The organism is Porticoccus sp., from assembly GCF_041592135.1.
In the GTDB taxonomy this organism is placed as follows: domain Bacteria; phylum Pseudomonadota; class Gammaproteobacteria; order Pseudomonadales; family Porticoccaceae; genus Porticoccus.
On sequence record NZ_JBFHQR010000019.1, the window covers coordinates 1 to 21235 of the forward strand.

Sequence of the window (21235 nt, forward strand, 5' to 3'; positions counted from 1 at the left end):
ACAGCACTATTTCATCAGTGCCTGGGTGCCGGATCAGAGTACTGAAAACCACTACAACCTGCGCAAGCTGGGCAATCAGGATCTGTATGCGCTGGGATTCACTTCACCCCAGGTTACCGTTGCCCCAGGTACCACAGGTGAGCTGAAAGCCTCTTTTTATGCAGGCCCCAAGGATCAATATCGACTGGAGGAGATCTCTCCCTACCTGGATCTGACCGTGGATTACGGATGGCTGTGGTGGATCGCCAAACCGATTTTCTGGGTACTGAACCATATCCATGGCCTGATCGGAAACTGGGGATGGTCGATCATCCTGCTCACCATCATGATCAAGCTGGCTTTTTTCAAGCTGTCCGCTACCAGCTACCGCTCCATGGCCAATATGCGCAAGCTGCAACCGGAAATGGCGCGACTGAAGGACCTCTATGGTGACGACCGCCAGAAGTTATCCCAGGAGACTATGAATCTTTACAAGCGGGAAAAGGTCAATCCGATGGGTGGCTGTCTGCCGATTCTGGTGCAGATGCCGGTATTCATTTCACTGTATTGGGTGCTGTTCGAAAGTGTTGAACTGCGGCATGCGCCCTGGATTCTCTGGATCAACGATCTGTCAGTGAAGGATCCCTTCTTCATCTTGCCCCTGCTGATGGGTGCCAGCATGTTCTTCCAGCAACGCTTGAATCCGACACCGCCGGACCCGACACAGGCGAAGATCATGCAGATGATGCCCATCGCGTTCACCTTCTTCTTTATGTTCTTCCCGGCGGGGCTGGTGTTGTACTGGACCGTCAACAACCTGCTCTCCATTGCCCAGCAGTGGGTGATTACCCGGCAGATTGAACAGGGCACCGGAAAAAAATAGCATGAAGGCTCCTGCGGGAGCCTTTTTTGATGCCGGGAGAATCGCCATTTTGGACCAGGATACGATCGTAGCGGTTGCCACCGCCCCAGGGCGGGGCGGAGTGGGCATTGTGCGTGTTTCCGGCAAGCGGCTGGACGACATCGTCTCGGGTTTTATTGGCAAACCACTGCAACCAAGGCGCGCAACCTTCACCGATTTTCATGATGGCGATGGTCGGGCAATAGACCAGGGGTTGGCCATCTATTTTCAAGGCCCTCACTCCTTCACCGGCGAGGATGTGCTCGAACTGCAGGGCCACGGCGGTCCGGTTATCCTGGACCTACTGGTCAATCGCGCCCTGGCGCTGGGGGCACGCCTGGCGGAACCGGGTGAGTTTACCCGGCGGGCCTTTCTCAATGACAAGCTCGATTTGGCCCAGGCCGAGGCTGTGGCCGACCTGATTGATGCCTCTTCTGTCCAGGCTGCACGCAGTGCGGTGCGCTCTTTACAGGGTGTTTTTTCCCAGCGGATTCATCTGCTGGTGGAGTCCCTCACCCAGCTGCGTATTTTTGTCGAAGCGGCGATCGATTTCCCGGAGGAGGAAATCGATTTTCTCAACGATGGCCGGGTTGCCCAGCAGCTAACAGATATACAAAATCAGTTGCAAGAAGTCCTTTCGCAGGCGCAACAGGGCAGTTTGTTGCGCGAAGGGATGATGGTGGTGATCGCCGGAAAACCGAACGCGGGCAAGTCCAGTTTACTCAACGCCCTGTCCGGGCGAGATAGCGCGATCGTCACGGAAATTGCCGGCACCACCCGCGACGTGCTCAGGGAGGAGATCAATCTCGACGGCATGCCGTTACATGTGATCGATACAGCGGGCTTGCGCGACACCGGCGACCTGGTGGAGCGGGAAGGTATACGCCGCGCCTGGCTGGAGATCGAAAAGGCCGACCGGGTGTTATTTGTTATCGACAGCAGCAGTGATTTTTCCCTGAGTCCGGTGGAGAACTGGCCGGAGTATTTTGCCCGCTACCCGGAACAGCGCAACATCACCTTTGTTCTCAACAAGGCGGATCTGTCCGGCCTGCCTCCGGGCCTGACGGAACAGAGTGGACATCCGGTCATTGCGCTGTCGGCGCGGGAGGGCATGGGCCTGGAGGCGCTGAGCAGCCACCTGAAATCCTGTATGGGCTACTGTGGCAGTGGAAACGGTGCCTTTATTGCCAGGCGTCGGCATCTCGACGCACTGAACCGGGCAGAGGCCCATTTGGCATCGGGGCGGGCGCAACTCTGTGACGCCGGGGCCGGGGAACTGTTAGCGGAAGATCTGCGCCTGGCACAGCAGGCGCTGGGTGAGATCACCGGCGCGTTTTCCCCGGATGATTTGCTGGGCCGAATCTTTAGCAGCTTCTGTATCGGCAAGTGACCTGTTTTCAGGGGTCAGTCACGGAAACCACAACTTTCCTATGAGAACAGCACCTTAGTGCTGTTCTTGACAGCTAATCCCCTTGTAGTTCACCTGTTGCTAACAGGTTATCCACAGCAATTGGTGAAAAAATGATCAAAAATAGATTTTGTTTTGTGTATAACAAATAACGCTTGATCTTTTTTAATTTACTGATTTACAAGAATAAAAACGTTTTCGTTGGGTCAGCGAACAATACAAAAGGTGTGGATAACAGGCATTTTTCCCGATAGACTTATCCCAACAAAAAAGATCGCGGTAGTAGGCGACAGATGGACTGCATTTACCAACAAGGGGATTAGCTTGGCTCAGGTTTTATGGGAAAAATGCTTGGGTTGCCTCCAGGAGGAATTACCAACACAGCAATTCAACACCTGGATAAGGCCTCTTACACTGGCCGCCTCGGAATCAGAAGGGCGGGGTGGCCTACCGAAAAGTATCAATCTCCTGGCACCCAATCGGTTTGTTAAGGACTGGGTTTCAGACAAATTTCTCGATCGCATAGTTGAGATTTTCCAGCAGGTCAGCGGTGAACGCTGTTCGGTCACGGTGGAGTCGGGCGCGACCTCCAGCCCCAAGACCAGAATAGCGGCGACCCCCAGCCTGATCGATTCTCCCGCCGCGGAGAGCACCACGCGTATCCAGGTGATACCGGATAGCCGAAATTCCGGGGTTGAGGGTGGCCTCAACCACCAGAGCAATATCAACGAAACCTTTACGTTTGCCTCCTTTGTAGAGGGAAAATCTAATCAGCTGGCACTAGCGGCGTCAAAGCAGGTGGCCGAAAATCCCGGCAGTTCCTACAACCCGCTGTTTATTTATGGCGGGGTGGGTCTGGGTAAAACCCACCTGATGCATGCCGTGGGTAATGCGCTGCGAAAGCAGAAGCCGAATGCAAAAATTATCTATCTTCACTCAGAGCGCTTTGTGGCGGACATGGTCAAGGCGCTGCAACTCAATGCCATCAACGATTTCAAGCGCTTCTATCGATCCGTCGATGCACTGCTGATTGACGATATTCAGTTTTTTGCCGGCAAGGAGCGCTCCCAGGAGGAGTTTTTCCATACCTTTAATGCGCTGCTCGAGGGTGGTCAGCAGATGATCCTCACCTGCGATCGCTACCCCAGGGAGATTGATGGCTTGGAGGAGCGACTGAAGTCGCGCTTTGGTTGGGGTCTCACCGTAGCGGTCGAGCCGCCCGAGCTGGAAACCCGTGTCGCCATTCTGATCAAGAAGGCCATGCAGGCCAAGGTGGAACTGCCGACGGATTCCGCTTTCTTTATTGCCCAGCGGTTGCGCTCAAATGTCAGAGAGCTTGAGGGCGCGCTGAAGAGGGTGATAGCAAGTGCTCACTTTACCGGAAGGAGCATCGACATCGACTTGATCAGGGAGTCACTGCGCGACCTGCTGGCGTTGCAGGACAAACTGGTTACCATCGATAATATCCAGCGCGTGGTATCAGAATATTACAAGATCAAACTCTCTGAACTGCTGTCAAAAAGGCGCAGCCGATCTGTGGCCAGACCCAGGCAGGTTGCCATGGCGCTGGCAAAAGAATTGACGGGTCACAGCCTCCCCGAGATTGGTGAGGCATTTGGCGGCAGGGATCACACCACAGTGTTGCACGCATGCAGAAAAGTGAAGGAACTCCAGGAAACGAGCAGGGAAATCAGCGACGATATGAAACAGCTGTTAAGAACACTAACTACCTGATAAGTTACATTTACTCCTGCCATCTGCACTGAAATCGATCATAATAAACCACTTTTCTTGGTTATCTTTTGTTGGGAAGAATAACGAATGAAGTTCAGCGTATCGCGAGAAGATTTTTTAAAACCGCTTCAACTGGTAGTGGGTGTTGTCGAACGCCGTCAAACATTGCCGATCCTCTCCAATGTTCTGATCAGCCTGCGGGATGGACGCCTGGCGCTCACCGGAACAGATCTGGAGGTTGAAATCATTGGGCAGCTCTCGTTGGAGAAGTTTTCTGATGAGGGGGAGATCACCGTTCCCGCAAGAAAGCTGATGGATATTTGCCGATCACTGCCGGAGGGGTCTGCATTGACACTGGCAGAAGACGGTGGCCGCATGCTGGTTACCAGTGGCCGCAGCCGCTTCACGTTATCGACCTTGCCGGCCAATGAATTCCCCAGTGTCGACGGCGGCCCGGGAAATTGTGAATTCAGCATTGAGCAGTCGGCGTTCAAGCAACTGCTCGACAGTACAGCGTTTGCCATGGCGCAGCAGGATGTTCGCTATTACCTCAATGGTATGTTGCTGGAGGTAGGTGATGGTCGGGTGCGTGCCGTCTCTACAGATGGCCATCGATTGGCGATGAAGGATGCTTCTCTGCCGATGCTGCAAGATGCAGTGAGCCAGGCCATTGTACCGCGCAAGGCCGTCATTGAATTGTCCCGTTTGCTGGGTGGTGAAGAAGATGTGGCGGTTGTTCTCGGCAATAACCATATTCGTGTCACCACACCGGAATTCCGCTTCACGTCCAAGCTGGTGGATGGTGCCTACCCGGACTACGAGCGCGTGCTGCCAAAGGGTGGTGATAAGCAGCTGGTGAGCAACCGCGAGGAACTTCGCCACGCCTTCAGCCGCACCTCGATTTTGTCCAATGAAAAGTATCGCGGTGTACGCCTTCAACTCGGCGACGGATTGTTGACCATGACGGCCAACAATCCCGAGCAGGAAGAAGCCCGGGAAGAGGTGGTTGTTAATTACAATGCGGGCGAGCTGGAAGTGGGTTTCAATGTCAGCTACATCATTGATGTACTGAATGTCCTGCGCGGCCAGGACGTCCGTTTTATTTTGTCCGATGCCAATAGCAGTGCCCTGATGCAGGATCCCGCTGATGAGAGTGCTGTTTATGTCGTCATGCCCATGCGTCTCTAATTACCTGCAGACAGCACCCCTTTCTCTATGCCCCTGATAAAGCTGGACGTATATGGCTTGAGAAATCTCAAGTCTGTCCAGCTGGCACTCAACCCCGGTATTAATCTTTTCCACGGCAGCAATGGCAGTGGTAAAACGAGCCTGCTGGAAGCCGTATTTTTGCTCGGTCGCGCGCGCTCATTTCGCACCCGCCTGCACCAGGCTGTGATCCACGGGGAGCATGACCAATGTACGGTTTTTGGTTTGATACAGCACCAGGGTGCCTCCACACCGATCGGCGTCACCCGCTATCGACCGGGCGGTGGCGTCTTCAAGCTAGCCGGACAGGCGGTTACGACGGCTTCTGCACTCGCTGATGCCCTACCACTTCTGCTGATTAACCAGGAGAGCTTCAACCTTCTGGAGGGCTCCCCCCAACACCGTCGACGCTTCATAGACTGGGGTGTGTTCCATGTGGAACATTCCCATCAGCAGGTGATCCAGCGTTTTCAGCGCGTTCTGAAACAACGGAATTCATTATTGCGACATGATAGAATAGACGATGCTGTTTTGAGCACCTGGGATCGCGAGTTTGAATTGGCCGCAAATGCTATAACGGCAGCGCGCAGCAGCTATCTATTACTGCTGTTACCAATGATTCAACAGGTGCTGAATGAATTGTCTCCCCCGCTGGCTAGGGTCGATTTTTCCCTCTATCCAGGCTGGGATGACGAAAAGAAACTGGCAACTGTTCTGCAAGCTGATCGTCGCCGGGATCAGCAGTTTAGAACGACACATCACGGCCCACATCGGGCAGATTTGAGAATTCGTTTTGACCGGCACAATGCCGCAGAAGTCCTGTCCCGGGGGCAGTTAAAAATACTGGCCATAGCGATGCAGCTGGCCCAGGGGTTTTTGTTTCACCGGAAAACAGGCCGACACAGCATTTACCTCATCGATGATCTGGCCGCTGAGTTGGACTTGGCACACAAGAAGGTGGTGGCCAGGTTGTTGCACGATATGGGCGCGCAGGCACTCATTACCGGCGTGGACAGAGAATCACTGCAGGGGCTGTGGACAGACCAGGATATTGCAAGAATGAGAGTGTTCCATGTGGAACATGGGCAGATATATGAAGAAGGGCCGGATAACCGTGAATAGCCGGCTGGCAACGTCGTCACAGGACTCGCAGCTATGAGTGAAGAACACAATTATGATTCCTCCAGCATCAAGGTACTGAAAGGGCTTGATGCGGTGAGGAAGCGGCCCGGCATGTACATCGGTGATACCGACGATGGTACGGGGCTGCACCATATGGTCTTTGAAATCGTCGATAATTCCATCGACGAATCGCTGGCTGGTCACTGCACGGAAATTCGAGTCGTCATCCACCCGGATGAATCAGTATCTGTTACCGACAATGGTCGCGGTATCCCTACCGAACTGCACGAAGAGGGTGTGTCGGCAGCGGAAGTGATCATGACGGTGCTGCATGCCGGGGGTAAGTTCGACGACAACACCTACAAAGTGTCCGGTGGACTTCACGGGGTAGGTGTTTCGGTAGTGAATGCCCTATCCAAAGAGCTGCGCTTGACAATCCGCCGCGGTAGCAAGGTATTTGAGCAGTTGTATCGCCATGGTGTTCCCCAGGAACCACTCAAGATCGTGGGTGAGGCCCAGGACAAGACCGGTACAGAGATACACTTTATTCCGTCACCGGAAACCTTTACCAATATAAAGTTTCACTATGAAATTCTCGCCAAGCGACTGCGGGAACTGTCTTTCCTCAACTCCGGGGTACGAATTGTTCTGTTGGACGAGCGCAGCGGCAAAGAGGATGTCTTCGAGTATGAAGGCGGATTGAGAGCCTTTGTTGAATACTTGAACACCAATAAGAGCACCATCAACCAGGTAATGCATTTCAATACGCAGCGTGAAGACGGGATTGGTGTGGAAGTGGCGCTGCAGTGGAATGACAGCTTTCAGGAAAATATATTCTGCTACACCAACAATATTCCCCAGCGGGATGGCGGTACACACCTGGCCGGTTTCCGTGCCGCACTGACCCGCAGTCTCAACACCTACATTGAGAAAGAGGGCATTGGCAAAAATGCCAAGGTGAATACTACCGGTGATGACGCCCGTGAAGGGTTGACGGCCATCATTTCCGTCAAGGTCCCCGATCCCAAGTTTTCCTCTCAGACCAAGGATAAACTGGTCAGTTCCGAAGTAAAAACAGCGGTCGAACAGGAGATGGGTAATAAGTTTTCCGATTATCTGTTGGAAAATCCCCAGGAAGCGAAAAGTGTCGTGATCAAGATGGTTGAAGCGGCACGGGCACGGGAGGCAGCCCGCAAGGCCCGGGAAATGACCCGACGCAAGGGTGCCCTGGATATCGCGGGTCTGCCGGGCAAGCTGGCGGACTGCCAGGAAAAAGACCCGGCACTGTCAGAATTGTATCTGGTGGAGGGTGATTCGGCAGGCGGGTCGGCCAAACAGGGTCGCGACCGCCGCACCCAGGCCATTCTGCCGCTGAAGGGTAAGATTCTGAATGTGGAAAAGGCTCGCTTTGACAAGATGCTCTCCAGCGTCGAAGTCGGTACGCTGATTACCGCATTGGGTTGCGGCATTGGCACGGAGGAATTCAATCCGGAAAAACTTCGCTACCACACCATCCTGATTATGACGGATGCGGATGTCGACGGTTCACACATTCGCACTTTGTTGCTGACCTTCTTCTTTCGGCAAATGCGGGAGCTGGTGGAGCGGGGCCATATCTATATTGCCCAGCCGCCTCTGTACAAGATCAGCAAGGGAAAACAGGAGCAATATCTCAAGGATGATCAAGCACTTACCGAGTTTTTGACGCAATCGGCACTGGATAATGCCAGTTTGCATGTCAGTGCCGATGCGCCGCCAATCGGTGGGCCAGCGCTGGAAACCCTGGTAGCGGATTACCGCAGGGTGATGAGTATTATCGAGCGCATGTCCCGGGTTTACCCTGAAGGGGTGCTACAGAAACTGGTCTATATGCCTGCCCTGGAAACCGCTTCACTGGCTGTTCGCGCGGAAGTGGAAGCCTGGTGTGCGGCTCTTTGCGATAGTCTGGAACTGGATAATATTGCCGGCGGCAATCGTTATGCTGTCCGGGTGGAAGAAAACCCGGAGCGTCACGTGTTCCTGCCCGCGGTGGAAATTACCGCGCACGGTGTCCCCAGTAACTATCGGATCAGCCAGGATTTTTTTGCTTCTGGTGAATATGCGGCAATTCTGTCACTGGGAAAACAGTTGCAGGGATTGATCGAAGAGGGTGCGTACGTACAGCGCGGTGAGAGAAGTAGGCCGGTCAGTAATTTTAGCGAGGTCATCAGTTGGCTGATGAACGAATCGCGCCGCGGTTACAACATCCAGCGCTACAAGGGGCTGGGTGAGATGAATCCGGAGCAATTGTGGGAAACCACCATGAATCCGGAGTCGCGCCGGATGCTGCGGGTGACGGTCGAAGATGCCATTGCTGCGGATCAGATGTTCAATACCCTGATGGGTGATCAAGTGGAACCGCGCCGGCAATTTATCGAGACCAACGCGCTGCTGGCGAGCAATATCGATATTTAACTTATTGAAATATATAAAAAACCGGCCACCTGGCCGGTTTTTTTATAAGCAGAACCAGGAGATCTATTCTTCGCGCTGTTTCCAGATATCACCATCAGTTTTACGTCGCCCCCGGTTTTTGCGGCGATCATCCTTGCCGGGTTCAAAACGAATATCCTCCCGTCGATCCGAGGATTTCCTGCGCTGTTCTTTGCGCTGTTCCGGACCGCTGTAGGTGCCATTATCGATAGGTGACATCATGTCATCTCTCCTGCTCTGCTATTGCGTTAGTCTAGGTGAGGGCATTTCACAACGCCAGCACAGAGGGGCGCGGACGGGCTGTTATTTCTCGGACAGCCTGAGCTGCTGCGCCTCTATCCAGGTCTTCACCTCTTCTGTCAGCATCTGGCTATTGGCGTTATCTGTTGCCAGCGGTTTGCCGATAACCACATGTATTTTACCGGGCTTTTTTAGCAGTTGATGGGCTGGCCAGCAGTGCCCCGAATTGTGGGCGACCGGAACAATGGGTACGCCCGCTGCGATCGCCAGGGCTGCTCCGCTGCGGCCGTAATGGCCTATCTCGCCATAGGGAATACGGGTGCCTTCCGGGTAAATCACCACCCGGTTGCCCTCGGCAAGGCGCTGTTTGCCCTGTTGCATCACCTGGACCATGGCTTGGCGTGGGTTGCTGCGATCAATGGCGATGGGGTGCATAAGGCGAATCCCCCAGCCAAAGAAAGGGATTTGTAGTAACTCGCGTTTCAGGATGGTGCTGACGGGCATAAACAGCCGCTGCAGTAAAAAAACTTCCCAGGTGGACTGGTGCTTGCTGAGTATGACGCAGGGGGTTTGGGGGATGTTTTCCAGGCCATCAATCTGGACCTTGATACCGCAGGTGAGGCTCAGGGAACGGTTGATTAGCATGCCGGCGGTGGTGAGCAGGCGGTGGCGGTTCAAGTAACTTAAAAAAGGTCCTGACAGGGTGGAGCCCAGCCCAAAAACAAACACTATCAGCATATAAAGCACATAGAACAGGGCAGAGCGCACGATCATCGTCGGCTTATTCATGGGATATTCCTGAGACATGGGCCAGCAGGTGGTCAACGGCCTGGGCAAGATCGTCAAAAACAGCCGTCTGTTGCAGGGCGGGTTCAGGCTGTGAAGGGAGCCGGGTTTCAGTGCTGGCGCCTTTGCCGGTACGCACCAGAATCGGCGTGCAGCGGTGACTCAGGCCAGACTGAAGATCCCGCAGACTGTCGCCAATCAACGGTACCCCTTGCAGGCTGAGCTGGAACTCGTCGGCAATGGCATCCAGCAGCCCCGCTGCGGGCTTGCGGCAATGGCATGCGTCTTCCGGGCGGTGGGGACAATAGAAGATGCCGGACAATTCGCCACCCTGTTCCAGCACCAGTTCATTCAGTCTGGCATGCATGGCCTCGAGGTCGTCGAGGTCAAACAGGCCGCGGCCTATCCCGGACTGGTTGGTGGCTACCACCACCGTGAAGCCGGCGCGGGATAGGCGGGCAATGGCCTCGATGCTACCGGGAATGGGGATCCACTCAGCCAGGGATTTGACGTAATCGTCGGAGTCCTGATTGATGACCCCGTCCCGGTCGAGTATCACCAGCCGAGTCATTTACTTTGCCGGTACCAGCAGGGAAATGTCCGCCACTTGCAGGAACAGGTCACGCAGCTGCTGGAGTAGGGCCAGACGGTTACTGCGCAGGGCTGCGTCATCCACCATTACCATCACGTCGTCAAAAAACCGATCGACGGGTTGCCGGAGACGGGCAAGTTTTTTTAGGGCATCGGTGTAGTCCCTGGCCAGCAACAGTGGCCTGACTTCATTGATGAGCGCGGCCAAAGCCTCGGCGAGCTCCTGTTCTGCCGGGTCGGAGAGCAGCCGGTTATTGACCGCGGTCGACTGGCGCTCGCCATCCTGCTTGGCAAGAATATTCGATACCCGTTTGTTGGCGGCGGCCAATGCCTGGGCTTCCGGCAGTTGGTTGAAGACGTGAACGGCTTGTACCCGCAGGTGAATATCCAGTGGATTGCTCAGCTGGCGGGCCGCCACAGACTGGAATACTTCCGCGGAAATTTGCTCATCTTCATACCAGGCACGGAAACGATCCAACATGTAAGTAAGTACTTGCTTAGCCGTTTCTTCCTTTGAAGTTGTCTTCTTGCTGAAAATACCGTGCTGAGATGTCGCCTGGGTCAGGGCGACGTGCAGGTCCAGATCAATTTTCTTTTCCACCAGGATACGCAGCACACCGAGGCTGGCACGGCGCAGGGCAAAGGGGTCCCGGGAGCCGGTGGGGGGTTGGCCAATGCCAAAGATACCCACCAGCGTGTCGAGTCGATCGGCAATGGCCAGGGTGGCGCCGGTGGCAGTGGCGGGAAGCTGGTCACCGGCAAAACGGGGCAGGTATTGTTCAAACAGGGCGGCAGCCACCTCCTCATTTTCACCGTCATGGATGGCGTAGTAGCGCCCCATGATGCCCTGCAGATCATCGAACTCGCCGACCATCTCACTGACCAGATCGGATTTGCTCAACTGCGCTGCCCGGGCAGCCAGGGCAGGTGATGCGCCGGTAGCGGCGGCCAGTTCAGAGGCGAGTTTGGCCACGCGCTCGGTTTTGTCGAACAGGGTGCCCAGTTGCGCCTGGAAAACGATGGACTTGAGCGGTTCACGGCGGGCCTCCAGGGTGGTCTTGCGATCCATTTCATAGAAGAACGCGGCGTCGGAAAGACGGGGGCGAATAACCCGCTCATTGCCATCCACCACCTGGGCGGGGTCGGTACTCTCGATATTGGCAACGGTGATGAACAGGGGCAGCAAGCCGCCGTGCTGATCAACTGCGTGAAAATACTTCTGGTGTTCCTTCATGGAGGAAATCAGCGCCTCCGCCGGTACCTGCAGGAAGCGTTCTTCAAAGCGGCCCACCAGCGGCACCGGCCATTCATTCAGGGCGGTCACCTCGTCGAGCAGGTTGTCATCGATCACAGCGTTGCCACCGGCGGCACTGGCGACGGCTGTGACGCCCTCGCGGATCAGCTCACGGCGTTCGGCAAAGTCGGCAATGACATAGGCTTGCCTCAGCTGTTCCCGATAGCTGGATGGGGAGAGAATGGAAATGGTATCCGGGGCGTGAAAACGATGGCCGCGGCTCTGGTTGCCAGCGGGGATGTTGAGCACCCTGGTGTTCACCACTTGCTGGCCCAGCAGCATCACCACCCAGTGAACCGGGCGCACGAATTCCTCCCGGCGGGCACCCCAGCGCATGCGTTTGGGAATGGGCAGGGCGGCCAACGCTTTTTCCACCATGGGGCCGAGCAGGGACTCGGTGGATTCACCGGCCAGGGTGGCGCGGTGGCAGAGTTTGTCCTGTTTGCCGTCGCTCTCCACCTTGTTGCGCAGGTCGGCGATGTCGATAGCATTTTTGCTGGCGAAGGCCTCGGCGGCGCGGGTCGGAAGGCCATCCTGGTCAAAGGCGACATTGACGGGCGGGCCCCAGGCGAGCATTTCACGCGCCGGGGTTTCCTCGGCCAACCCTTCAATAACCAGGGCTAGGCGGCGGGGCGCGGCAAAGCTGTGCACCGCGCCGAAGGAAAGTTCACGGTTGTTCAGCTGGGATAACACTTCGTCGCGGAAGGCGTTGGACAGGGTCAGCAGGGCTTTGGGCGGCAGTTCTTCGGTGCCGATTTCAACCAAAAAATCTGTGCTCATGGCTTTGCCTCCGCAGCCAGTTGGGTGACTTCTGCCGCCAGGGCCTTGGGGGCGAGCGGGAAACCGAGAGCGAGGCGGGAATCGAAGTAGGCCTGGGCCACCGCGCGGGCCAGGGTGCGCACCCGCAGGATAAAGCGCTGCCGCTCGGTGACGGAAATGGCATGGCGGGCATCCAGCAGGTTAAAGGCGTGGGAGGCTTTCATCACCATTTCATAGGCGGGCAGGGGCAAGCCCTTGCCGATCAGCCGCTGGCTTTCTCGCTCATACACATCGAAACTCTTGAACAGGAATTCAACGTTGGCCTCTGTAAAATTGAAGGTGGACATTTCCACTTCGTTCTGGTGAAACACGTCACCGTAGGTGACCACCCCTTCGGGACCCCTGGTCCACACCAGGTCGTAGATGCTGTCGACGCCCTGTAGGTACATGGCGATGCGCTCCAGACCGTAGGTGATTTCACCGGTCACCGGGTAGCACTCGAGGCCGCCCACCTGCTGGAAGTAGGTGAACTGGGTGACTTCCATGCCGTTCAGCCAGATCTCCCAGCCGAGGCCCCAGGCGCCCAGGGTGGGGGACTCCCAGTTGTCTTCCACAAAGCGGATATCGTGTACGGCGGTGTCGATCCCCAGCTCGCGCAGCGAGTCCAGATACAGGTCCTGGATATTATCCGGCGACGGTTTCAGCACCACCTGGAACTGGTAATAGTGTTGCAGGCGATTGGGGTTTTCCCCGTAGCGGCCGTCGGTGGGGCGGCGGCAGGGCTGTACGTAGGCGCTGTTCCAGGTTTCCGGGCCCACGGCGCGCAGAAAAGTAGCTGGATGAAAAGTCCCGGCACCCACTTCCATATCGAGTGGTTGCAGGATGACGCAGCCCTGCCGCGCCCAAAATTGTTGCAGGGCCAGAATAAGCCCCTGGAATGTTGAAACGTCCGCTGATGCCTGTGACACCTGGCTTCCCCTGTTGGCGTGCAAAGCTGGCAATTATAAGGCTGCAACCCCTGAATAGTAAGGGCTTAATTGGCCTGGAAAAGCGACACCAAGGAGAACTGGCCGCGCTGGCAGTAGGATTCAGAAAGTGAGTTTGCTATGGTTCCGGCAGATCAATAGATTGCGCGCGGATCCGGTGCCGAACCGCGCAAAATAGAGGAACTATGGTGATCGGCTCCGGGTTCTGTCTGAACGCGGATATGTCTGGGGCGGTTGATGGGGCAAAGTAGCTGCGGTCGCGGTGAGGATGTTAACCGGCTAATACCGGGCAGGCAGAACGCCAAGGATGGGGCTAATCTATTTATTGATCCCATTCGGCAATACCCCGAAAAGCAGCCCGAAACGAAACCCAACCCAAGGTCAGCAGCATGAAATACAACAATATTCTCGAAACCATTGGCAATACCCCCCATATCCGCCTGGGCAAACTGTTTCCCGGCGATGTCCAGGTGTGGATGAAGGCGGAGCGCTTCAACCCCGGTGCCAGCATCAAGGACCGCATCGGCCTCGCCATGCTGGAGGATGCTGAGGAAAAAGGCCTGATCAACAAGGATACCCTGATTATCGAGCCCACCTCGGGCAATACCGGCATCGGTCTGGCGCTGGTCTGTGCCGTCAAGGGCTACCGGCTGGTCCTCACCATGCCGGAATCCATGTCCATCGAACGGCGCCGCTACCTCAAGGCGCTGGGTGCGGAACTGGTGCTGACCCCCAAGGAGCTGGGCATGGGTGGCACCATTGCCAAGGCCAACGAGTTGCTGGCGGAAAACAGCAATGCCTGGATGCCCCAGCAGTTCAATAACCCGGCCAATGTCAAAGTGCACCGTGACACCACCGCACAGGAAATCGTCGCGGACTTTCCCGAAGGGGTCGACTATCTGATTACCGGCGTCGGCACCGGCGGCCACATCACCGGCTGTGCCGAGGTGCTGAAGGAAAAATTCCCCGCTATCCAGGTGCTGGCGGTAGAGCCGGAGAAATCTCCGGTGATCAGCGGCGGAGAAAAGGGCCTGCACCGCATCCAGGGGATCGGCGCCGGATTTGTCCCCCAGGTTCTCAGGACCGAGCTGCTGGACGGCACCATTCTGGTGTCGGAAGAGGATGCCTTCGAGATGACCCGGCGCTGCGCCCGGGAAGAGGGCATATTCGTCGGTATATCCTCCGGGGCCAGCCTGGCGGCGGTGAACCAGAAGTTGGCAGAGATCCCGGCGGGCAGCACGGTGCTGGTGTTCAGCTATGATACCGGTGAGCGCTACCTGTCCATTGAGGACCTGTTCTAGGAAAACAGATAGCCGTAAAAACCCCGGCCGGACCGGGGTTTCCGCTATTGGCAGGGGGGAAACCAACTACACTTGAGGTAATCCATGGAACAAGCGCGACGATGAAAAACTGGATCCAGCCGTTGCTCATAACCATCGCCATCTCAGGAGGTGTGTCCGCCTGGGCAGACCATCACTGGAGTGAGGTCAGCTATCAACGGATTCCTGTCGGCGATCACATCTACGCACTGATGGCGGAGGGCGGCAATATTGCCGTGGCGGTCGGCGAGGAGGGCACTTTTTTGGTGGATGACCAGTTTGCTCCCCTGACCAAGAAACTACTGTGGGAAATTGAGCAATTGGGGGGCGGCACGCCGCGCTTTCTGGTCAACACCCACTGGCATTATGACCACACCGGTGGCAATGAAAATCTTGGCGCCGCCGGCACATTGATCGTGGCCCATGACAATGTTCGCAAACTGCTATCGGTCGACGGTCATCTCTCCGCTCTCAATGTGGCTATCAAGGCGCTCGGCAAAGAGGGGCTGCCGGTCATAACCTTCAGCCGCGATACCAGTTTTCACATCAATGGTGAAACGATCCGGGTTTTTCACGTCGAGCACGCGCACACCGATGGGGATGCCGTAGTGCACTTCCAGAAAGCCAATGTGATCCACGCTGGAGATGTCTGGTTTAACGGTTTCTACCCGTTTATCGATGTGGAGCACGGTGGCAGTCTTGCCGGCATACTGGCGGCGTCGGAGCAGATCATCGCCCTGGCGGATGAACAGACAAAAATTATTCCCGGCCACGGTCCGGTGGGCAGTCGGGATGAATTAATTCATTACCGGGACATGCTCAGCCAGGTTTTGACGACCCTGGCAGCGTTGAAGAAGCAGGGTAAATCACTGGAACAGGTTATCGCCATGCAGCCCATAGCATCACTGGATGCAGAATGGGGTGATGGATATTTTTCGTCGGAAAAATGGTTGGAAATAATTTACAGCGGCTTGGAAGTGCCTCGATAAATGCTTGAATTCAGAGCGGCCAAAAAAGAAGATTGTCGCACCATCGCGGCGCTCTACAGTATTTCCTCGGATGGGGTGGCTGACTATATCTGGAGTAAGTTGTCAGAGGCTGGCGAAAATATATTGGATGTGGGCCAGCGGCGCTATGAACAGGAAGAAAGTGTTTTCAGTTATAAAAATTGCATTATTGCAGAGCGGGATAAAAAAATAGTCGGAATGCTGGTGGCGTTTCCCATGAAAAGTGACGGCGAGATCGCCGAAGATCCCGTGCTGGCGCCCTATAGGAAACTCGAGGCCAACAATAGTTTTTATGTCTGCGGGGTAGCCCTGATGCCTGAATATCGAGGCCAGGGGATCGGCTCAGAGTTGATGAAACTGGCTGAACAGCAAGCCAGAATGCGAAAGTTTCATACCCTCAGTCTGGTGGTATTCGAGCAAAATATCCGGGCAATGAAACTCTACCAGCAGCTGGGTTACCGGGAAATACAGCGCGAAAAAATAGTACCCCATCCCCTCATTCGCGCCGCCGGCGACGCAATATTGATGGTTAAGGAAATAACCTGAATTAATGATATACAAAAGCAAAATTATTTTCGGTTTTTCATTTTTTATTATTTTTTGCGTTTTCACATTTATCAATCCCATCCCGCAGCCTGAAAAATACAATATTTTCTCAGACACGCGCATATTTTTTGGCATTAATAATTTCTTTGATGTGATTTCCAATAGCCTTTTTCTAATAATTGGTTTGCTGGGCATTGTTCTGGAGATGCAGAAAAAATTGGTGCAAGACAGATTGCCGGGAATACCGATATACCGAATATTATTTGTCGGTGTTTTTCTCACCGGCGTCGGCTCAATGTATTTTCACCTGTCGCCAAATAATGACAGCCTGGTGTGGGATCGCCTGCCGATGACCATTGTGTTCATGTCACTCACGACGGGAATTTTGTCAGAACATCTGGGGCTCGCCTGGCAGCGCAGGCTGTTTTACCCACTAGTGCTGCTGGGAATAGCCTCGGTGTGGTACTGGCATGTCACCGAACAGATTGGGCGTGGTGATTTGCGCCCCTATCTGCTGGTGCAGTTTTTGCCGTTGTTGTTGCTGCCGCTGGTGATGCTGAGCGAAACCTCGGGGTTCGACCGCCGGGGGATGATCTGGTGGATGCTGGTGTGTTACCTGCTCGCCAAGTTGTGCGAACTCTATGATCGGGAGATTTGGCAATGGAGCGGCTGGATCAGCGGCCATACCCTGAAACACCTGTTGGCCGCCGCCGCGTTGTTATTGCTGTTGCATATGCTGTACCGCCGTCAGCGGAAACTATAGGTCGTAGCTATCGGAAAGATAGCCATAATCAAGTAGAGCTATGAAAGGTGGCCGCCTAGAGTAAATGCCATTGATGACACGCAGAGAGGAGAACCATCATGCAACGTTTTACCATCTTTGGGCATGACGGATGCGGCTTCTGCCGGCAGGCCAAGGCGGTGATGGAAGCCAGGGGGCTGCCCTATCGCTACGTGAACATCCATGAGGAGGGCATTAGCCCGGCAGACCTGGCCAAAACCATTGGCAAACCGGTGAGTACCGTGCCGCAAATATTTTACGGCGAGCAATATATCGGTGGTTACCAGGAGCTCAGCAAATACCTGGAAACCGCAAAAATACCGTCAGTTGCCTAGGGGAAGGGCGTGCGCGGCCAACAGCCCCGCCGGGGTCAGCTCGGTGGGGCGATTCAATTGCCCTGATCGATCGATCACGCCCCCCCTGCACGGTCCGGTTTTACCGTTCGGGTCTTGCCATTGTCATCGATGGCCACAAAAACAAATTGCCCCTCGGTCACCTTGGCCGGTTCATTGGTGGATTCGATATTGATCCACACTTCCACATTGATGGTCATGGAGCTGCGTCCGACCTGTTTCATGTCGCAATAGCAGCTGACGATGGCGCCGACCGGCACCGGGCGCAGGAACGACATTTCACTGATGGCCACTGTCGCCACCCTTCCCCTGGCAATGCGCTGTGCCAGGATGGCGCTGCCGAGATCCATTTGGGACATTAGCCAACCGCCGAAGATATCGCCGTTGGCATTGGTGTCCTTCGGCATGGCGATGGTTTGCAGGGTTAATTCGCCACAGGGTGCCGGTGGCTGGTTGATGGTGCTCACAAACTGTTCCTCTTATCTGTCTTTATTGTTATTCAGATTGCTAGAAAACGACAGTTGGCAACCAGGTGGCCAGGGCGGGCCACAGGGCCAGTAACAGCATCAGCAATAGTTGGATGGTAATAAAAGGTACCACACCGCGATAGATATCGCCGGTGGTCACTGAAGCAGGTGCAACACCGCGCAGGTAAAACAGGGCGAATCCGAACGGCGGGGTCAAAAAAGACGTCTGCAGGTTGATGGCGATCATCACGCCGAGCCACACCGGGTCGAGCCCCATGGCCAGCAATACCGGGCCGACAATGGGCACCACCACAAAGGTGATCTCGATAAAATCGAGAATAAAACCGAGCAGGAAAATCACCAGCATCACCACCAGGGTGGCGCCGATCACGCCGCCGGGGATATGGTTGAACAGCTGTGCGACCAGTTCTTCACCGCCAAAGCCGCGGAACACCAGGGAGAATACCGCCGCACCGATCAGAATCAGGAACACCATGGCGGTGACTTCGGTGGTGGCGCGGGTAACTTCCCGCAGCCGCGGCAGGGTCAGTTGTCGGCGCGCCAATGCCAGCAGCGTGGCGCCCATTGCACCCACCCCCGCCGCTTCTGTGGGGGTGGCGGCGCCGCTGAGAATGGAGCCGAGCACGGCGACAATCAGTGCAACCGGCGGCAGCAGACTGCGCAACAGCCGCGCAACGCTGATCCGTTCACCCGCCTGAGCGGCCGCGGCAACCGGCGCTGAAGCGGGCTTCAGGCGGGAAATCACCAGCAGGTAGCCGATATAGAGCGCCACCAGCAAAAGGCCGGGGATGATGGCGCCCACAAACAGGTCGCCGATGGAGACGGTTTTCGGGGTGAAAATCCCCAGACTCAACTGGGCCTGCTGGTAAGCGCTGGAGAGGATGTCCCCCAATAACACCAGGGCGATGGAGGGGGGAATGATTTGCCCCAGGGTGCCGGTGGCGCAGATGGCGCCGGTGGCGAGTGCCGGATCGTAACCCCGTTTCAGCATGGTGGGCAGCGACATCAGTCCCATGGTGACCACCGTGGCGCCGACAATACCGGTGCTGGCCGCCAGCAGCATGCCCACTACCACTACCGAAATGCCCAGCCCGCCTTTGAATCTGCCGAATAACAGCGCCATGCTGTCGAGTAGGTCTTCCGCCAGCTTGGATTTTTCCAGCATCACCCCCATCAGCACGAACAGGGGCACCGCGATCAGGGTGGTATTGTCCATGGTGCCGTAGAGGCGATTGGGCAGGGCGTGCAGGAACGACAGGTCGAAATGACCGCTGGCCGTGCCCGCCAGGGCAAACAACAGTGCCGTGCCCGCCAGCGTCAGGGCTACGGGGTAGCCCGCCATCAAAGCCAGGCAGGCCACGGCAAACATCAGCAGGGGGATATAGTCCGCCATCAGAACATGCCCTCCTGCTGCTCGCCCAGGTGTTCACCGCCCGCGCCAAAAAAGAACAGCAGGTTTTTGAGGAACTCGGCCAGCCCCTGCAATAACAGGGTGAGTGGCATCACCAGCAACAGGGACTTCAGCAGATAGACCCAGTGCAGGCCGCGGGCCTCCTTGGAAACCTCGTGAATGGCCCAGCTGTTGGCGACATAGTCCCAACAGAACACCAGTATCAGCAGGCACACCGGGATCAGGAACAACAGGGTGCCGATGGTATCCACCAGGGCCTGGGTGCGAGGGCTGAAGCGTTGGTAGAGAATATCGACCCGCACATGGCCGCCGCGCTTCAGGGTGTAGGCGGCGCCCAGCAGAAACAACAGGCTGTGCAGGTAGGTGACCGATTCCTGCAGGGCGATGGAACCAGTTTCCAGAAAGTAGCGCATCACCACCACGGTGCAGGTCAGCACCATCATCAGCAGCGTCAACCAGGCGATGAGTCGGCCGGTCCATTCGGTGAAACAGTCGATACCCCTGGCCAGGGTGTCCAGGGTGCGAATCAGGTTTGGCATGATTTTTTTGTCGTCTCGGCGCAACAGCAAATCATTATAAGGGCAATGATCTGCCGACTTGAAGAAAAGCAAAACAACGACTTTAGTGGGCTTGTAACAATTCTGTCATATTGCCTTCATATAGTTGTCACGAATGGCGAATAGCATGACGTTCGATGTTTAACGATCAGCCTTGGAGGCAACAGTGAAAAACACCCATAAATTTGCAATTGTCGGCGCCGCCATGGCGCTGTCTATGGCCAGCACCGCCGCATTGGCCGCTTCACGCGACTACATCAGCATCGTCGGTTCCTCAACCGTTTACCCGTTTGCCACCGTTGTGGCCGAGCGCTTCGGTAAATCCACCGGCAACCCTACGCCGAAAGTGGAGTCCACTGGTACGGGCGGCGGCATGAAGCTGTTCTGCGCCGGTGTCGGCACCGAGAACCCGGATATCACCAATGCTTCACGCCAGATGAAAAAATCCGAATTCGACCTGTGCCAGGAAAACGGCGTAAAAGACATTATTGAAGTACAGGTTGGTTACGATGGCATTGTGATCGCCAATTCCAAGGCAAGTCCGCTGATGAAGCTGACCCGCAAGGACCTCTACCTGGCGCTGGCCGCCAAGGTTCCGGGCGCCGATGGCAAACTGATCGACAATCCCTACAAAACCTGGAAAGAGGTCAACCCGACGCTGCCGAACACCAAGATCGAAGTACTGGGACCGCCGCCCACTTCCGGCACCCGCGATGCCTTTGCCGAACTGGCCATGGAAGGTGGTGCCAAGAAATTCGCCGACCTGAAAGCACTGAAGGACGCCAAGGATGAAGCCGAGATCAAGTCGCTGATGGCCAAACTGGGCATCCCCGCCAGTGCGTTTAATGCCAAGGGCGAAAAGGTCTTCCAGGCCGTGACCCAAGCGGTTCGTGAAGATGGTCCCTACATTGAAGCCGGCGAGAACGACAACCTGATCATCCAGAAGCTGGAAGCCAACCACAATGCCATGGGCATCTTTGGTTACTCCTTCCTGGATCAGAACGCCGACAAGGTGCAGGGCTCCATCATTGAGGGTGTTGCTCCCGAGTTTGATACCATTGCCGACAAGTCTTACAGCGTTTCACGTCCCCTGTACTTCTATGTGAAAAAAGCCCATGTCGGCGTGGTTCCCGGCATCGACGGCTTCCTGGCAGAGTTCACTTCCGAGAAAGCCTGGGGTGAAGATGGCTACCTGGCGGAAAAAGGCTTGATCCCGATGGGTGCCAATCTGCGCACGGCGACCGGTGCCGACGTGGTCAACCTGAAGCCGATGGCGGCGGAAGGCCTGAACTAAG

The 21235-nt window shown here is 55.8% G+C and carries 20 protein-coding genes; 12 read left to right on the forward strand and 8 right to left on the reverse strand.

Annotated features, from left to right (window positions below; translation table 11 throughout):
• From yidC to gyrB, 6 genes are all read left to right on the forward strand, one after another.
• A partial coding sequence (gene yidC / locus ABY948_RS03450; protein WP_461481119.1) for a membrane protein insertase YidC occupies positions 1 to 862 on the forward strand: 862 nt, incomplete at its 5' end.
• Between the two features lies 1 nt (position 863).
• On the forward strand, positions 864 to 2270 hold the full coding sequence (gene mnmE / locus ABY948_RS03455; RefSeq protein WP_461481120.1) for a tRNA uridine-5-carboxymethylaminomethyl(34) synthesis GTPase MnmE: 1407 nt from the start codon (positions 864 to 866) through the stop codon (positions 2268 to 2270).
• A 369-nt stretch (positions 2271 to 2639) separates the two neighbouring features.
• On the forward strand, positions 2640 to 4022 hold the full coding sequence (gene dnaA, locus ABY948_RS03460; RefSeq protein ID WP_461481121.1) for a chromosomal replication initiator protein DnaA: 1383 nt from the start codon (positions 2640 to 2642) through the stop codon (positions 4020 to 4022).
• Between the two features lie 87 nt (positions 4023 to 4109).
• On the forward strand, positions 4110 to 5210 hold the full coding sequence (dnaN, locus tag ABY948_RS03465) for a DNA polymerase III subunit beta (RefSeq protein WP_461481122.1): 1101 nt from the start codon (positions 4110 to 4112) through the stop codon (positions 5208 to 5210).
• A 27-nt stretch (positions 5211 to 5237) separates the two neighbouring features.
• Positions 5238 to 6350, forward strand: a complete 1113-nt coding sequence (recF, locus tag ABY948_RS03470) for a DNA replication/repair protein RecF (RefSeq protein ID WP_461481123.1) — start codon at positions 5238 to 5240, stop codon at positions 6348 to 6350.
• Positions 6351 to 6383: 33 nt separating this feature from the next.
• Positions 6384 to 8804 carry a DNA topoisomerase (ATP-hydrolyzing) subunit B gene (gene gyrB, locus ABY948_RS03475; protein WP_461481124.1) on the forward strand — a complete coding sequence of 807 codons (2421 nt, stop codon included), beginning with the start codon at positions 6384 to 6386 and terminating at the stop codon, positions 8802 to 8804.
• Positions 8805 to 8867: 63 nt separating this feature from the next.
• On the opposite strand, the gene ABY948_RS03480 is transcribed toward gyrB, so the two are convergent.
• From ABY948_RS03480 to glyQ, 5 genes are all read right to left on the reverse strand, one after another.
• The gene (locus ABY948_RS03480) at positions 8868 to 9044 is read right to left on the reverse strand and encodes a hypothetical protein (RefSeq protein WP_461481125.1); all 177 of its coding nucleotides are present in this window, start codon (positions 9042 to 9044) and stop codon (positions 8868 to 8870) included.
• Positions 9045 to 9125: 81 nt separating this feature from the next.
• Positions 9126 to 9851, reverse strand: coding sequence for a lysophospholipid acyltransferase family protein (locus tag ABY948_RS03485; RefSeq protein ID WP_461481126.1), 726 nt, complete (start codon positions 9849 to 9851; stop codon positions 9126 to 9128).
• Positions 9844 to 10419, reverse strand: coding sequence for a D-glycero-beta-D-manno-heptose 1,7-bisphosphate 7-phosphatase (gene gmhB, locus ABY948_RS03490; RefSeq protein ID WP_461481127.1), 576 nt, complete (start codon positions 10417 to 10419; stop codon positions 9844 to 9846). The genes ABY948_RS03485 and gmhB overlap by 8 nt, the downstream gene beginning before the upstream one ends.
• Positions 10420 to 12513: a glycine--tRNA ligase subunit beta gene (gene glyS, locus ABY948_RS03495; protein WP_461481128.1), complete on the reverse strand. Its 2094-nt coding sequence runs from the start codon at positions 12511 to 12513 to the stop codon at positions 10420 to 10422.
• Positions 12510 to 13460 carry a glycine--tRNA ligase subunit alpha gene (glyQ, locus tag ABY948_RS03500; protein WP_461481129.1) on the reverse strand — a complete coding sequence of 317 codons (951 nt, stop codon included), beginning with the start codon at positions 13458 to 13460 and terminating at the stop codon, positions 12510 to 12512. The genes glyS and glyQ overlap by 4 nt, the downstream gene beginning before the upstream one ends.
• Before the next feature lie 407 nt (positions 13461 to 13867).
• Here glyQ and cysK point away from each other — a divergent pair, with 407 nt between their 5' ends.
• The 5 genes from cysK to ABY948_RS03525 all read left to right on the forward strand — a co-directional run bounded on the left by cysK (position 13868) and on the right by ABY948_RS03525 (position 17466).
• Positions 13868 to 14779: a cysteine synthase A gene (gene cysK, locus ABY948_RS03505; RefSeq protein WP_461481130.1), complete on the forward strand. Its 912-nt coding sequence runs from the start codon at positions 13868 to 13870 to the stop codon at positions 14777 to 14779.
• Positions 14780 to 14880: 101 nt separating this feature from the next.
• The gene (locus ABY948_RS03510) at positions 14881 to 15786 is read left to right on the forward strand and encodes an MBL fold metallo-hydrolase (RefSeq protein WP_461481131.1); all 906 of its coding nucleotides are present in this window, start codon (positions 14881 to 14883) and stop codon (positions 15784 to 15786) included.
• Positions 15787 to 16350, forward strand: coding sequence for a GNAT family N-acetyltransferase (locus tag ABY948_RS03515; protein ID WP_461481132.1), 564 nt, complete (start codon positions 15787 to 15789; stop codon positions 16348 to 16350).
• A gap of 4 nt (positions 16351 to 16354) precedes the next feature.
• Positions 16355 to 17113: a ceramidase domain-containing protein gene (locus tag ABY948_RS03520; protein WP_461481133.1), complete on the forward strand. Its 759-nt coding sequence runs from the start codon at positions 16355 to 16357 to the stop codon at positions 17111 to 17113.
• A gap of 98 nt (positions 17114 to 17211) precedes the next feature.
• Positions 17212 to 17466 carry a GrxA family glutaredoxin gene (locus ABY948_RS03525; protein WP_461481134.1) on the forward strand — a complete coding sequence of 85 codons (255 nt, stop codon included), beginning with the start codon at positions 17212 to 17214 and terminating at the stop codon, positions 17464 to 17466.
• 74 nt (positions 17467 to 17540) lie between these two features.
• Here ABY948_RS03525 and ABY948_RS03530 read toward each other — a convergent pair whose 3' ends face one another.
• From ABY948_RS03530 to ABY948_RS03540, 3 genes are read right to left on the reverse strand one after another with little or no spacing between them, the layout of a single operon-like run.
• Entirely contained in the window at positions 17541 to 17951 is a 411-nt protein-coding gene (locus ABY948_RS03530) for an acyl-CoA thioesterase (RefSeq protein WP_461481135.1), read from the reverse strand.
• Between the two features lie 40 nt (positions 17952 to 17991).
• Positions 17992 to 19365 (reverse strand): TRAP transporter large permease, encoded by a 1374-nt coding sequence (locus ABY948_RS03535; protein ID WP_461481136.1) that lies wholly within the window; start codon positions 19363 to 19365, stop codon positions 17992 to 17994.
• Positions 19365 to 19922 carry a TRAP transporter small permease subunit gene (locus ABY948_RS03540; protein WP_461481137.1) on the reverse strand — a complete coding sequence of 186 codons (558 nt, stop codon included), beginning with the start codon at positions 19920 to 19922 and terminating at the stop codon, positions 19365 to 19367. The genes ABY948_RS03535 and ABY948_RS03540 overlap by 1 nt, the downstream gene beginning before the upstream one ends.
• 223 nt (positions 19923 to 20145) lie before the next feature.
• On the opposite strand from ABY948_RS03540, the gene ABY948_RS03545 reads away from it, so the two are divergent.
• Entirely contained in the window at positions 20146 to 21234 is a 1089-nt protein-coding gene (locus ABY948_RS03545; RefSeq protein WP_461481143.1) for a substrate-binding domain-containing protein, read from the forward strand.
• Position 21235 lies beyond the last annotated feature (1 nt).

Coding starts and splice junctions, on each gene's coding strand:
- gmhB (WP_461481127.1), bottom strand. CDS start 10,419: ATGACTCGGCTGGTGATACTCGACCGGGACGGGGTCATCAATCAGGAC.
- mnmE (WP_461481120.1), top strand. CDS start 864: ATGAAGGCTCCTGCGGGAGCCTTTTTTGATGCCGGGAGAATCGCCATT.
- ABY948_RS03525 (WP_461481134.1), top strand. CDS start 17,212: ATGCAACGTTTTACCATCTTTGGGCATGACGGATGCGGCTTCTGCCGG.
- dnaN (WP_461481122.1), top strand. CDS start 4,110: ATGAAGTTCAGCGTATCGCGAGAAGATTTTTTAAAACCGCTTCAACTG.
- ABY948_RS03515 (WP_461481132.1), top strand. CDS start 15,787: ATGCTTGAATTCAGAGCGGCCAAAAAAGAAGATTGTCGCACCATCGCG.
- gyrB (WP_461481124.1), top strand. CDS start 6,384: ATGAGTGAAGAACACAATTATGATTCCTCCAGCATCAAGGTACTGAAA.
- ABY948_RS03520 (WP_461481133.1), top strand. CDS start 16,355: ATGATATACAAAAGCAAAATTATTTTCGGTTTTTCATTTTTTATTATT.
- recF (WP_461481123.1), top strand. CDS start 5,238: ATGCCCCTGATAAAGCTGGACGTATATGGCTTGAGAAATCTCAAGTCT.
- glyS (WP_461481128.1), bottom strand. CDS start 12,513: ATGAGCACAGATTTTTTGGTTGAAATCGGCACCGAAGAACTGCCGCCC.
- ABY948_RS03535 (WP_461481136.1), bottom strand. CDS start 19,365: ATGGCGGACTATATCCCCCTGCTGATGTTTGCCGTGGCCTGCCTGGCT.
- ABY948_RS03480 (WP_461481125.1), bottom strand. CDS start 9,044: ATGATGTCACCTATCGATAATGGCACCTACAGCGGTCCGGAACAGCGC.
- ABY948_RS03485 (WP_461481126.1), bottom strand. CDS start 9,851: ATGAATAAGCCGACGATGATCGTGCGCTCTGCCCTGTTCTATGTGCTT.
- cysK (WP_461481130.1), top strand. CDS start 13,868: ATGAAATACAACAATATTCTCGAAACCATTGGCAATACCCCCCATATC.
- ABY948_RS03540 (WP_461481137.1), bottom strand. CDS start 19,922: ATGCCAAACCTGATTCGCACCCTGGACACCCTGGCCAGGGGTATCGAC.
- ABY948_RS03510 (WP_461481131.1), top strand. CDS start 14,881: ATGAAAAACTGGATCCAGCCGTTGCTCATAACCATCGCCATCTCAGGA.
- ABY948_RS03545 (WP_461481143.1), top strand. CDS start 20,146: ATGGCGCTGTCTATGGCCAGCACCGCCGCATTGGCCGCTTCACGCGAC.